Origin of the sequence: Mesobacillus maritimus, from assembly GCF_044803185.1 — a bacterium.
GTDB classification, from domain to species: domain Bacteria; phylum Bacillota; class Bacilli; order Bacillales; family Cytobacillaceae; genus Mesobacillus_B; species Mesobacillus_B maritimus_B.
This window is the reverse complement of sequence record NZ_CP085225.1, coordinates 5,503,211-5,516,851: the sequence shown is the minus strand read 5'-3', so window position 1 is coordinate 5,516,851 and position 13,641 is coordinate 5,503,211. Positions and strand designations below refer to the sequence as shown.

The 13,641-nt window shown below is 43.5% G+C and carries 13 protein-coding genes; all 13 read left to right on the top strand.

Annotated elements, in window-relative coordinates; all coding sequences use genetic code 11:
* The first annotated feature begins 154 nt into the window (after nt 1-154).
* The 13 genes from glyA (at nt 155) to LG336_RS26430 (ending at nt 12,788) form a co-directional block, all read left to right on the top strand.
* The gene (gene glyA, locus LG336_RS26490; RefSeq protein WP_404330460.1) at nt 155-1,396 is read left to right on the top strand and encodes a serine hydroxymethyltransferase; all 1,242 of its coding nucleotides are present in this window, start codon (nt 155-157) and stop codon (nt 1,394-1,396) included.
* 258 nt (nt 1,397-1,654) lie between these two features.
* Nucleotides 1,655-2,284: a uracil phosphoribosyltransferase gene (gene upp, locus LG336_RS26485; protein ID WP_404330459.1), complete on the top strand. Its 630-nt coding sequence runs from the start codon at nt 1,655-1,657 to the stop codon at nt 2,282-2,284.
* Between the two features lie 474 nt (nt 2,285-2,758).
* A complete protein-coding gene (locus LG336_RS26480) occupies nt 2,759-5,143 on the top strand; it encodes a S8 family serine peptidase (protein WP_404330458.1) in 2,385 nt (794 codons plus the stop codon).
* Nucleotides 5,144-5,407: 264 nt separating this feature from the next.
* Complete coding sequence (locus LG336_RS26475; protein ID WP_404330457.1) at nt 5,408-5,635, top strand: AtpZ/AtpI family protein; 228 nt, start codon at nt 5,408-5,410, stop codon at nt 5,633-5,635.
* Nucleotides 5,635-6,009, top strand: a complete 375-nt coding sequence (locus LG336_RS26470) for an ATP synthase subunit I (RefSeq protein ID WP_404330456.1) — start codon at nt 5,635-5,637, stop codon at nt 6,007-6,009. The genes LG336_RS26475 and LG336_RS26470 overlap by 1 nt, the downstream gene beginning before the upstream one ends.
* A 23-nt stretch (nt 6,010-6,032) precedes the next feature.
* Nucleotides 6,033-6,746 (top strand): F0F1 ATP synthase subunit A, encoded by a 714-nt coding sequence (gene atpB / locus LG336_RS26465; protein WP_404330455.1) that lies wholly within the window; start codon nt 6,033-6,035, stop codon nt 6,744-6,746.
* A 69-nt stretch (nt 6,747-6,815) separates the two neighbouring features.
* Nucleotides 6,816-7,028 (top strand): F0F1 ATP synthase subunit C, encoded by a 213-nt coding sequence (gene atpE, locus LG336_RS26460; protein ID WP_404330454.1) that lies wholly within the window; start codon nt 6,816-6,818, stop codon nt 7,026-7,028.
* A gap of 177 nt (nt 7,029-7,205) precedes the next feature.
* Nucleotides 7,206-7,727: a F0F1 ATP synthase subunit B gene (locus LG336_RS26455; RefSeq protein ID WP_404330453.1), complete on the top strand. Its 522-nt coding sequence runs from the start codon at nt 7,206-7,208 to the stop codon at nt 7,725-7,727.
* Complete coding sequence (locus LG336_RS26450; RefSeq protein WP_404330452.1) at nt 7,724-8,260, top strand: F0F1 ATP synthase subunit delta; 537 nt, start codon at nt 7,724-7,726, stop codon at nt 8,258-8,260. The genes LG336_RS26455 and LG336_RS26450 overlap by 4 nt, the downstream gene beginning before the upstream one ends.
* A 24-nt stretch (nt 8,261-8,284) precedes the next feature.
* Nucleotides 8,285-9,793, top strand: coding sequence for a F0F1 ATP synthase subunit alpha (atpA, locus tag LG336_RS26445; protein ID WP_404330451.1), 1,509 nt, complete (start codon nt 8,285-8,287; stop codon nt 9,791-9,793).
* Between the two features lie 201 nt (nt 9,794-9,994).
* Nucleotides 9,995-10,852 carry an ATP synthase F1 subunit gamma gene (atpG, locus tag LG336_RS26440; protein WP_404330450.1) on the top strand — a complete coding sequence of 286 codons (858 nt, stop codon included), beginning with the start codon at nt 9,995-9,997 and terminating at the stop codon, nt 10,850-10,852.
* Nucleotides 10,853-10,936: 84 nt separating this feature from the next.
* On the top strand, nt 10,937-12,358 hold the full coding sequence (gene atpD, locus LG336_RS26435; protein WP_404330449.1) for a F0F1 ATP synthase subunit beta: 1,422 nt from the start codon (nt 10,937-10,939) through the stop codon (nt 12,356-12,358).
* Nucleotides 12,359-12,380: 22 nt separating this feature from the next.
* A complete protein-coding gene (locus LG336_RS26430) occupies nt 12,381-12,788 on the top strand; it encodes a F0F1 ATP synthase subunit epsilon (protein WP_404330448.1) in 408 nt (135 codons plus the stop codon).
* The last annotated feature ends 853 nt before the right edge of the window (nt 12,789-13,641 follow it).

The following is a 13,641-nucleotide window of genomic DNA, read 5'->3' as shown; positions in this document are numbered from 1 at the left end:
ATTTTTATAAAAAATTTTACAAGTAACCGTTTACATTGAAAGAACCTTCTTTCTTTTCCCGACGAGTTGGGCTACAATAAAAAAGAATTTTCACACTAATCATGATGAGAGCTACATTTTTTTCGACATTAGTCAATATAAAAGGGGGATAAACATGAACCATCTTAAGGAGCAGGATATCCAGGTATTTGAGGCGATCCAGAAGGAATTAGGTCGTCAGCGTACAAAGATTGAATTGATTGCCTCAGAAAACTTTGTCAGTGAAGCAGTGATGGAAGCGCAGGGGTCTGTTTTAACCAATAAATATGCAGAAGGTTACCCAGCAAAGCGTTATTATGGTGGTTGTGAGTATGTTGATATTGTTGAGAATATTGCTCGTGACCGCGCGAAACAAATCTTTGGTGCAGAGCATGTAAATGTTCAGCCACACTCCGGTGCACAGGCGAACATGGCGGTTTATTTTACTATTCTCGAACAAGGTGACACTGTTCTTGGGATGAATCTTTCTCACGGCGGTCACTTAACACATGGTAGCCCGGTAAACTTCAGCGGAGTTCAATATAACTTCATTGAGTACGGTGTAGATGAGACAACGCACAGAATCAACTACGAAGATGTTCGTCAAAAGGCGCTTGAGCATAAGCCGAAGCTAATCGTTGCTGGTGCAAGTGCGTATCCTCGTGAAATTGATTTTAAAAAGTTTAGAGAAATTGCTGACGAAGTAGGAGCATATTTAATGGTCGATATGGCTCACATTGCGGGTCTTGTTGCGACTGGCCATCATCAAAACCCAGTTCCTTACGCTGATTTTGTAACGACCACTACTCATAAAACACTTCGCGGTCCACGTGGCGGCATGATTCTTTGCCGTGAGGAGTTTGCGAAGAAAATCGACAAATCGATTTTCCCTGGAATTCAAGGTGGTCCATTGATGCATGTCATTTCCGCGAAGGCGGTCGCGTTTGGCGAAGCGCTTCAGGATGATTTTAAAGTGTACTCTGAGAATATTGTGGCGAACGCTAAGCGTTTGGCTGAGAGCCTGCAAAAAGAGGGGATTACCCTTGTTTCTGGTGGAACCGATAATCACTTAGTACTCATCGATACGCGTTCTCTTGATCTAACTGGTAAGGTTGCCGAAAAGGTTCTTGATGAAGTCGGCATCACCGTGAATAAAAATACCATTCCTTTCGACCCTGCTAGTCCATTTGTTACAAGCGGAATTCGAATTGGAACAGCTGCTGTTACAAGCCGTGGCTTCGGTCTTGAAGACATGGAAGAGATTGCATCAATTATTGCATTCACACTTAAAAATCATGAAAATGAGGAAAAACTTGCAGAGGCAAGCAAGCGTGTAGAAGCTTTATCAAGCAAGTTCGTTCTTTATCCTGAATACTAAAATACAACGAAGAAGCGGTTCTCATAGGGAGGACCGCTTTTTCTCATGAGATAAGAGAATTGTCCAGTTCCAAGGCATATGCCTCAGCGTAGGGACTGCGCTTTGTATATAAATTAACTGAATCTTCTCTCTTAACAAACAATATTTTCCTCTTCTAGACTGTTGCTCTTACAATTGTTTTTCTGTAAAATTAGACGGAGTGTAAACAGAGATTATTTTACATAATAAGACAAAATTCTACTTTAAAGGAGAGATTCGATGGCAAAGGTATATGTGTTTGACCACCCTCTAATCCAACATAAGTTAACGTATATTCGTGATAAGAACACAGGGACGAAGGAGTTCCGTGAATTGGTTGATGAAGTAGGGACATTGATGGCATTTGAAATTACTCGCGATATGCCATTGCAGGACATCGAAGTCGAAACTCCAGTTCAAAAGACAACTTCAAAGGTTCTTTCTGGAAAGAAACTAGGACTTGTTCCGATTTTACGTGCGGGAATTGGAATGGTTGATGGAATCCTAAAATTGATTCCGGCAGCAAAAGTTGGACATGTCGGACTTTACCGTGATCCCCAAACGCTAAAGCCAGTTGAATATTACGTGAAGCTTCCAAGCGATGTGGAAGAGCGTGATTTCATCGTTGTCGACCCAATGCTTGCGACAGGTGGATCAGCAATTGAAGCAATTAACTCTTTAAAAACTCGTGGCGCAAAGCATATCAAGTTTATGTGTCTAATCGCTGCACCTGAAGGCGTTGACGCGTTGAAGGAAGCTCACCCGGATGTTGATATCTATATCGCAGCCCTTGATGAAAAGCTAAACGACCATGGCTATATCGTGCCAGGCCTAGGCGATGCCGGCGACCGTCTTTTCGGTACAAAATAAGAACAATACGATTATCTCCCTTTCAACGAAAAGGGAGATTTTTATTTTTAGGAAATGTTAAAGTACAATTTTGATTTTTTAGACCGTTGATTGGAGCGGAAGGCACGAAGACTCCTGCGGTAGTACGGGCCGGGGAGACCCCACAGGCGCTTAAGCGCCGAGGAGGCTCCCCGGCACGCCCGTGGAAAGCGAAGTGCCTGGAGTGGAAATCAACCAACTAATTTTAAAATAGTGACAATTTTCACATCCTAAATAGAAATCTGTCCATAAAATAGAATTGTCTTCCAGTACATCCCCTTATTTCAGATTGTAAATGGTTTTTATATATAATAGGAAGAAAAGTGAATATTCAGTAAGATATTACACAGAAAATAAGGATAAACCACATAAATAAAGCGATAAAAACTATTGACGTAGTAATGCATAGACCGCACATGCTTTGTTTACTCTAAAAGGTAAAAAGTAGGTGTGCGCATGCGAAACTTCGTCTACATAACGATTTTACTATTGGCAACAGTGGCTCCGACGTGGACGAATGCAGAGGCGGACGTCGCGTGGGAAACGGATAACGTAGAAGTCAGGACAATTAAAACAGATTCGACAGTAAGGTTAACAGGTTCAGAGGCAACTACAGTAAGGTCAACAGAAACAGAGGCAACTACAGGAAGGCCAACAGAATCAGAGACAACTAAGGAAACAAACACGAAAAACCTACACCACCCACAAATTCCAGCAGAAGATAAGCAAGCAAACAAGGTTGCAATTGTGTTAACCGATGAATTCCAAGCAGAAGCAACCATAAAAAAACAATTAGCCAAACATCCTAAAATAAAACTTCGTAGAGTGTTCAAGCACGCATTACCTGGTTACTCGGTTGAGGGGCCGCTTCAAGAATTAGAAAAAATTCAAGGAGCCAAGCAAGTTTCACCAGTTCAATCTTATAAAGCCGAAGCCACCGCCACCAACATTGAACTGATCGGTGGGGAAAAGGTTCGCGGTATTTTCGATACCAATGGGCAGCGGTTGTCAGGTAAAGGCATCACGGTTGGCGTCATCGATACCGGTATTGATTATGAGCATCCAGATTTGCATCGTAATTATGGTGGTGGCCATGATTTGGTCGACGGCGACGATGATCCGATGGAAACAAAGGGGACAATCGGTGGCAGCACCCTTCATGGCACACATGTCGCGGGGATCATTGGAGCAAACGGAAGGATTACTGGCGTTGCCCCTGACGCTAAACTGATTGCCTACCGAGCGCTCGGTCCAGGAGGAATGGGAACAACCGAACAGGTTCTTGCTGCTATTGACCAAGCGATTGAGGATAAAGTAGATGTGCTCAACCTGTCGCTCGGGAATGATATCAATGGCCCGGACCTCCCAATCTCGCTTGCGATTAATAAGGCGGTTGAACAGGGAATTACCGCTGTCACATCTTCAGGGAACTCCGGTCCGAATAAATGGACGGTTGGCTCGCCAGGAACTGCAACGAAGGCCATTTCCGTTGGTGCGTCAACACCACCGCTTCAGGTTCCATACCTTAGTGTTACTGGTGTTCCAGATAAAATAAGACTCGAACCACTGATGGGTTCAGAGGGTTGGAAGCTGGACCGTAGCATTGAGATCTTAGATGGTGGTATCGGACGGAAAAGCCAGGTAAAAGGAGCTAAGGGAAAACTAGTTTTAATCAAAAGAGGTGAGCTCACGTTTACAGAAAAAGCAAAGAATGCGGCCGAGGCAGGAGCAATCGGCGTCATTATTTTTAACAATACGAAAGGTGGATTCCTTGGAAACCTAGAAGAATCGCTTGATATTCCGGTGGCCTCCATCACGATGGAAGAAGGAGAGAGGCTAAGAAAGGCAATCAAGAAAACCAAGGAATTTGCGAGAATGGACTTAGTTGAAGAAAAGGATATTTTAGCGGATTTCAGTTCTCGTGGGCCGGTGACCAACACTTGGGAAATCAAGCCGGATGTTGTTGCTCCAGGAGTTGCGATTAACAGTACGATTCCTGGAGGTTACCTAGCCCTGCAGGGAACGAGTATGGCGGCGCCACATGTAGCTGGTGCAAGTGCACTGATTAAGCAGGCACATCCCGATTGGGGGCCAGAACAAATCAAAGCCGCTTTAATGAATACCTCCGTACCAATCCAAAACCGAGAAGGCAAGGGGTATCATACCTATGAACAAGGGGCAGGTCGGATCCAAGTAGAAAAAGCGGTAAAGACAGAGACACTTGTGTTACCGGCTTCCTTACAGTTCGGCAAGTTCAGGCTTGCTGACCGGCTCCACCGTCATTCTACCGTGATTGAGGTTCAAAACCACGGTACAAAAACAAAAAAGTATTCTTTTACGTTACCGAAAAGAGCAGAAGGCATTGAGTGGGAGATGCCAATGAGCTTCGAATTAGAGCCAGGGAAAAAGAAGAAGGTTGAAATTAGCATGCTAGTGGACCCGGCAGCTTTTAAGGGGAAAATCCACGATGGCTATCTTACCTTGAATGAAGGTTCTAATAAAATTAGTATCCCTTACTTGTATGTGTTAGAGGAACCAGATTACCCACGCGTGATGGGCTTTGCACTTGCTCCGGCTGATAAACCAGGTCATTATCGTTACGAAGTTTACCTTCCGGGCGGAGCAGAGGAATTTGGAATCGCCTTGTTTGATCCAGATGATTATCGCTTTATCGGGTTTCTCGATTCAAAAAGGAAAGTGAAGAAGGGGCTGCTTGAGCAAGAATTAAAACCTGAAGATTTGCCTCCAGCCGGAGGATATCTTGCTAAAGTTTTTGCTAAAAAGGCAGGGCAAGAAGACCGAATCGATACATCAATCTTTATCGTCCCGCGTGAAGAATAAAAGGCAGCAGGTATTATCCAAATACTGGGTAATACCTGCTGCCTTTCTTATATTTCCTACTTGATTAAAATGGTTTTTATCTGTAAAATTTTCCTATGAAAAGTATGTGAACTTTTTCCCTTTAATAGATTGACATTGACAGATGGCTATTGTATGCTTACAAAGGATGTAATGGTAAGGTTTTCAAAATGAAATTACGTGAGTTTTACTAGGTTCATTGGTCTTCCTCTGCCGAATTATTTCCCAAAGAATAGGATGAGTTTTATGCGTCAAAATAATAATCGTCCTTTTCAAGCAATGGCACTGACTTCTGCGATTCTATCACAACTAGCTGGATCTACCTTGGTTGGAATTTTTGCGGGGAGATGGCTGGATGGGGAATTCGGGACTGCCCCTCTTTTTCTGATAATTGGGATTTTTGCGGGTCTGGCAGCAGGTGTTTATGCGGTGTTGACCACGATACGTTATTTCTACTCGGGGGACAAACAATAATGCAAGATTTGCAGCAGATGACTTTACGATACCGCAAATACATGTTCTATTTGCTAGCTTTATATGTTCTTGGTTGGGGTTTTACCGCATACCAGTCTGTGTTTGCAGGGTTAATCCTTGGCACAAGCCTGGGCTTTTTTAATATGTGGCTTCTAGCAAAAAAGACCGATACACTCGGTCAATCGGTCATTTCTGGGACAACCGTTCGAACAATGGGTACCCTATCAAGAATGGCCACAGCAGTATTAGCAGTGATTGTAGCATTAAGATACCCGGATATATTCCACTTTATAAGTGTGATTATAGGATTAATGACATATATTCTTGTCATTATGATAGATTATTTTTTACATTCAATTCTTATACGTAAATAGCGGGGGAAGAGAGGTGAATACGTTTGAATCATGAAGCTCCTATGTATGAGTTTATGGGCCTTTGGTTTAACCTTTCGAATGTCCTAATGATCACTGTAGCCAGTGTACTTGTGTTTATCATTGCTGTAGTATCCACTAGGAAACTTGCGATGAAACCAACTGGGCTTCAAAACTTTCTCGAATGGGTCATGGACTTCGTTCGGAATCTAATCAAAAGCAATATGGACTGGAAAACAGGTGGTCGATTCCATCTTTTAGGTCTGACCTTAATTATGTACATATTTATTTCAAATATGTTAGGTCTTCCATTTGCCATCGCAGTAGGCCACGATCTATGGTGGAAGTCACCTACAGCAGACCCAGTCATAACCTTGACACTTGCGGTAATGGTTACAGCTTTATCTCATTACTATGGTGTTAAATTAAAGGGGATGAAGGGATACGCAAAAGGGTTTGTCCAACCCGTTGGATTCCTACTACCATTAAAGATTATTGAGGAGTTCTCAAATACTCTGACACTTGGTCTCCGTCTTTACGGAAACATCTACGCGGGTGAAATCTTGCTCGCATTACTCGCCGGTTCACTGGCAGCATCAGGTTTTGCTGGTATTTTAGTTGCAGCATTACCTACAATTGTATGGCAAGCCTTTTCTATTTTTATCGGTTCCATCCAAGCATTTATCTTTACATTGTTAACAATGGTCTATATATCTCATAAAGTTAGTGAGGACCATTAATATATAAACACCGTTCATTTAATGAACAAAATCCCATACAAACTACATTATTTTGAGGAGGAAGAATTAATGGGTGCAATAGCAGCAGCAATCGCAATTGGTTTAGCAGCATTAGGTGCAGGTTTAGGTAACGGTATGATCGTTTCAAGAACAGTAGAAGGTATTGCTCGTCAGCCAGAGGCTCGCGGAATGCTTCAATCTACAATGTTCATCGGGGTTGCCTTCGTAGAGGCGATTCCTATCATGGCGGTTGTTATCGCGTTTATGGTAGTTGGCCAATAACGATAAGAATTTTAACGATGGCGAAGATCACATAAACAGGAGCTTCGCCATTCCTTTATGTTTAGTTAGAAAAGCGTTTTTTTCGCGCTTTTATTTGGAAGTTTTAAGAAGAAATAAACCGGCTTAAATATCGCGGTTCTCTTAAAGTGAACGACTACTGAAGGGAGTGAACCTGGAGTGAGTACAAACCTATACGCACTAGGAGCAGCAGCAGGCCAATTAAATACGGGAGATATCATTTTCCAATTGGCGATGTTCCTAATTTTAATGGCGTTATTGAAGAAGTTTGCATGGGGCCCTCTAATGGGAGTTATGCAAAACCGTGAACAACATATAGCAGGGGAAATCGATGCGGCTGAAAAGAGTCGTACGGAAGCCCAAAAGTATTTAGAAGAGCAGCGTGAGCTTTTAAAGCAGGCACGCCAGGAAGCTCAAGGTCTTATTGAAAACGCTAAAAAACAAGCTGACATCCAACGTGAAGAGATTCTTACGACTGCTCGTACAGAATCTGACCGTTTAAAAGAATCAGCTAAACTTGAAATCGAACAACAGAAGGACCAAGCGGTTGCGGCCATTCGCGATCAGGTTGCTTCATTGTCTGTTATGATTGCTTCGAAAGTGATTGAAAAAGAACTTAGTGTTACAGAACAAGAAAAATTAATCAACGAGTATATCAATGAGGCAGGGGAAGGCCGATGAGCAACCCGACAGTAGCGAAACGCTATGCTACGGCGCTATATGAGGTCGCAAGTAAGCAAAACCTGCTAGATACCGTTGAGGACGAGCTTCGGGTCGTAAAAGAAGTCTTTCAAAGCAACCCAGGCTTAATCAAAACATTGAAATCTCCTAAACTTACTCCGCAGAAAAAACGTGAGTTAGTTACAACTGCTTTTGCTGGTGCAAGCCAGTATGTTCAAAACACTCTTTTGATCTTGGTTGAGCGTCACCGTGAGGATAGTATTCCTCATGTGGCAGATTATTTTATCGAGCTTGCCAATGATGCAAAAGGGGTAGCGGACGCAAAAGTATACAGTGTTCAACCATTAACGGATGCTCAAAAAGAAGCTCTATCATTGGCTTTTGCACCGAAGGTTGGGAAACAAACACTTCGCATTGAAAACATTACAGATTCCAATTTACTAGGTGGCGTAAAGCTACGTGTTGGGAACCGTATTTTCGACGGCTCTCTCCGCGGGAAGCTCGATCGTCTTGAACGTAAATTGCTAGGCTAAGATTCGTAGATAGGGGTGAAACTCATGAGCATCAAAGCTGAAGAAATTAGTGCGCTGATAAAGTCGCAAATTGAAAACTATCAGGCGGAAATTCAAGTAAGTGACGTTGGTACAGTTATCTCTGTTGGTGACGGTATCGCTCGTGTTCATGGCCTGGATAGTGCTATGGCTGGAGAACTTGTTGAATTTTCAAATGGCGTTATGGGTATGGCGCAAAACCTTGAAGAAAATAACGTCGGTATCATTATCCTTGGACCTTTCACGGAAATCCGTGAAGGCGATGAGGTCCGCCGCACAGGCCGTATCATGGAGGTTCCTGTAGGTGAGGAACTAATCGGTCGTGTCGTGAATTCACTTGGACAGCCAGTTGATGGCATGGGTCCAATTAATACAACAAAAAGTCGTCCAATCGAATACAATGCACCAGGCGTTATGGATCGTAAATCCGTTCATGAGCCATTGCAAACAGGTATTAAAGCGATTGATGCACTTGTTCCAATCGGCCGTGGTCAGCGTGAGTTGATCATTGGGGACCGTCAAACAGGTAAAACTTCTGTTGCAATCGATACAATCTTGAACCAAAAAGGTCAAGATATGATCTGTATCTACGTAGCAATTGGTCAGAAGGAATCAACTGTACGTAACGCAGTTGAAACACTTCGTAAGCACGGTGCACTAGAATACACAATCGTTGTGACTGCAGCTGCTTCACAGCCTGCACCACTTTTATACTTAGCTCCTTATGCTGGTGTATCCATGGCAGAAGAGTTTATGTACCAAGGCAAGCATGTTCTTGTTATCTATGATGACTTAACAAAACAAGCATCAGCATACCGTGAACTTTCCTTGCTCCTTCGTCGTCCTCCAGGTCGTGAAGCATATCCAGGGGATGTCTTCTACCTACACAGCCGCCTTTTAGAGCGTGCTGCTAAATTGAGTGACGCAAAAGGTGCTGGTTCTATTACTGCACTACCATTTATTGAAACACAAGCAGGGGACGTTTCGGCTTATATCCCGACAAACGTTATCTCCATCACTGACGGACAGATTTTCCTTCAGTCTGACTTGTTCTTCTCCGGTGTTCGTCCGGCGATCAACGCAGGTCTTTCTGTATCCCGTGTTGGTGGATCTGCACAGATTAAAGCAATGAAAAAGGTTGCCGGTACATTGCGTCTTGACCTAGCTTCTTATCGTGAGCTTGAGTCATTTGCACAGTTCGGTTCTGACCTTGATAAAGCAACTCAAGCAAAATTAAACCGTGGAGCGCGTACAGTTGAAGTCCTAAAGCAGGACCTAAACAAGCCGCTTTCAGTTGAGAAGCAAGTTGCGATCCTATATGCACTAACAAAAGGATTCCTTGATGATATTCCATTAACGGACATCCGCCGTTTTGAAAGTGAATACCTTGCTTGGTTAGACACCAACCGTAAAGAAGTGTTAGATCATATCCGTACAACGAAGGAACTTCCGAAGGACGAAGATATGGTTGCTGCAATCAACGACTTCAAAAAGACGTTCGCAGTATCTGAATAAAACGAAAAGCGGAAGTGCCTTGATCAGACCCGACAAGCATAAGGCGAGCCATTCCAGAAGTCGCTCTTTGACTTCTGAAAGGGATTGACTTATGACTCGAGGGTCTAGGCGCTGGAGCTGGACAACGAAAACGAGGTCCTCAGCCGCCGCGCGGCCGACCTCATCAGATTAACAATTTCTTTAAAAGGGTGGTGAGAACCTATGGCATCTTTACGTGATATAAAAAACCGGATCACTTCGACGAAAAAGACAAGCCAGATTACAAAAGCAATGGAAATGGTGTCCTCTTCCAAGTGGAACCGTGGAGTGATGAATGCAAAAGCTTTCGTCCCTTACATGGAAAAAATGCAGGAAGTGACAGCGTCCATCGCGATGGGCAGTAAGGATGTAAATCATCCAATGCTTCAAAGTCGTCCGGTCAAAAAGACGGGTTATCTGGTCATCACTTCGGACCGTGGGCTTGCTGGTGCATTTAACAGCAACGTCATCCGCCAAGTGTATCAGACTATCCAGCAACGTCATAAGTCGAATGATGAGTTTGCCATCATCGCCATCGGTCGGGTAGGACGTGACTTCTTCGTGAAACAAGGAATGAACGTAATCCTTGAAATCATTGGAGTAGCCGACCAACCTTCTTTTAGCGAAATTCACGATATTACCAGCAGCACAGTTGGGATGTTCGAAGATGGTACATTCGACGAACTGTTTGTTTATTACAATCATTATGTCAGCGCAATTTCACAGGAAGTAACCGAGAAGAAACTTCTCCCGTTAACGGATATTGAAGTTCCATCAAAAGTGACCTCCTATGAATTTGAACCAAATGCGGAAGAAATTTTAGAGGTTCTCTTACCTCAATATGCTGAAAGCTTAATCTTCGGTTCATTACTAGACAGTAAAGCCAGTGAGCATGCTGCCCGTATGAACGCGATGAAGAATGCAACAGACAACGCAGGCGAGCTGATTAAATCACTTAGCCTTAGCTATAACCGTGCCCGTCAGGCAGCAATTACCCAGGAAATCACTGAGATTGTTGGCGGTGCAGCGGCACTAGAGTAGGACTTTAATGGGATGTGGTTACAGTTACCCCACATCCCCTCATGATGTATATACATTGAAAGAAGCTAGTTAGGAGGGAACAAGATGAACAAAGGACGCGTTCTCCAAGTTATGGGTCCGGTCGTTGACGTTAAGTTCGAAAGCGGCAACCTTCCTGAGATCTATAACGCATTGAGGATTGAAACGAAACCGCAGAATGAAACAGAAGTTCAAATCAACTTAACTCTTGAAGTAGCCCTTCATTTAGGTGATGATACTGTTCGTACAATTGCGATGTCATCAACAGATGGACTTCAACGTGGAGTCGAAGTAGTGGATACAGGTGCTGCTATCTCTGTACCAGTTGGCGATGCGACACTTGGTCGTGTATTCAACGTACTAGGGGAAAATATTGACCTTGATGAGGCAATTCCTGCAGATGTACGCCGTGATGCTATCCACCGGGAAGCTCCTACATTTGAACAATTATCAACAGAAGTTGAAATTCTTGAAACTGGTATTAAAGTAGTAGACCTTCTTGCTCCTTATATCAAAGGTGGTAAAATCGGTCTGTTCGGTGGTGCCGGTGTTGGTAAAACCGTTTTAATCCAGGAATTAATCAACAACATCGCCCAAGAGCATAGCGGGATTTCCGTATTTGCTGGAGTTGGTGAGCGTACGCGTGAAGGAAATGACCTTTACCACGAAATGACTGACTCAGGCGTTATTAAGCAAACAGCGATGGTATTCGGACAGATGAACGAGCCACCAGGTGCACGTATGCGTGTTGCCCTAACTGGTTTGACAATGGCTGAATATTTCCGTGATGAGCAAGGACAGGACGTTCTATTCTTCATGGATAACATCTTCCGTTTCACGCAAGCAGGTTCTGAGGTATCTGCCCTACTTGGCCGTATGCCATCTGCCGTTGGTTACCAGCCAACACTTGCGACTGAAATGGGTAAATTACAGGAACGTATCACATCTACAAACGTAGGTTCTGTTACTTCCATCCAAGCAATCTATGTACCAGCCGATGACTATACGGATCCGGCTCCAGCGACAACGTTCGCTCACTTAGATGCAACTACAAACCTTGAGCGTAAGCTTTCTGAGATGGGTATCTACCCTGCGGTGGATCCACTTGCTTCTACTTCCCGCGCACTTTCTGGAGAAATCGTGGGTGAAGAACATTACGAAGTGGCTCGTCAAGTACAGTCTACGCTTCAGCGTTACCGTGAATTACAGGATATCATTGCCATCCTTGGTATGGATGAGCTAGGGGACGAGGACAAGCTTGTCGTACACCGCGCTCGTCGTATCCAGTTCTTCTTATCTCAAAACTTCCACGTTGCCGAGCAGTTCACTGGACAGAAAGGTTCATACGTGCCAGTTAAAGAAACCGTTAAAGGCTTCAAGGATATCCTTGCAGGCAAATATGACCATCTTCCAGAAGATGCATTCCGTCTTGTTGGTCGTATCGAGGATGTTATTGAGAAAGCAAAGAGCATGGGTGTAGAGGTTTAATAACGGACCAGGAGGGTAAAAAATGAAGACGATGAAAGTCAATGTTGTTACTCCTGATGGACCGGTTTATGAATCTGACGTTGAAATGGTCAGCACCAAAGCTCAAACTGGGGAGCTTGGAATTTTGCCAGGCCATATACCAATGGTTGCGCCACTTCAAATTGGTGCAGTCCGTATGAAAAATGACGGGAAGACCGAATTGGTTGCGGTCAGTGGTGGTTTTCTTGAAGTTCGCCCTGACACGGTTACGGTTCTGGCTCAAACTGCTGAGAAATCAGAAGAGATTGATGTTGAACGTGCCATCCGTGCGAAAGAACGTGCGGAACAACGTCTGCGTGAAAAACAGCAGGAAAACGTTGATTTTAGACGTGCCGAGCTATCGCTTCGACGCGCGATCAACCGGATTTCCATTGCCCAGGGAAGATTATAAAAATTGACATGTAAGAGTGTCCTGAATGTTTTATTCAGGGCACTCTTTTTCGTTATATGGATATAAGTTTTGAGACGCTGGTGGAAAATTGCTGGAATGAGAAGTTCGTCACAGTGTAAAGAGGGAAGATGTGTCTAAAATTAGAAGGGAATTAGTGGGAGATTGAAAGGGTTATTATGCAGAAGAGGAGGGGAGAGTAAACACCAGTGGGATCAATTTGTGATGGCAGCTTCATAGAGCCGTTTAAGAAGATTATCCTGAATAAACAGCACCATAGAGCACGTTTTGGAAGAAACCAGTGAAAAAAGTGCTCCATGAAAGCCTCATAGAGCCATTTTAAGGGGAAACCAGTGAAAAAAGTGCTCCATGAAAGCTTCATAGAGCCATTTTAAGAGGAAACCAGTGAAAAAAGTGCTCCATGAAAGCTTCATAGAGCCATTTTAAGAGGAAACCAGTGAAAAAAGTGCTCCATGAAAACTTCATAGAGCCATTTTGAGGAGAAATCAGCGGAAAAAGTGCTCCATGAAAGCTTCATAGAGCCATTATATGATGAAACCAGTAAAAAAAGTGCTCCATGAAAGCTTCATAGAGCCATTATAAGATGAAACCAGTGAAAAAAGTGCCCCATGAAAGCCTCATAGAGCCATTTTAAGGAGAAATCAGCGGAAAAAGTGTTCTATGAAAACTTCATAGAACCATTCTAAGAGGAAATCAGCGGAAAAAGTGCTCTATAAAAACTTCATAGAACCATTCTAAGAGGAAACCAGTGAAAATGGGGCTTCATGAACACTTCAGAGTAATATTATTCACGAAAATCCCTCAATTCTGCATACCGCAAAGTGGACAGGAATAG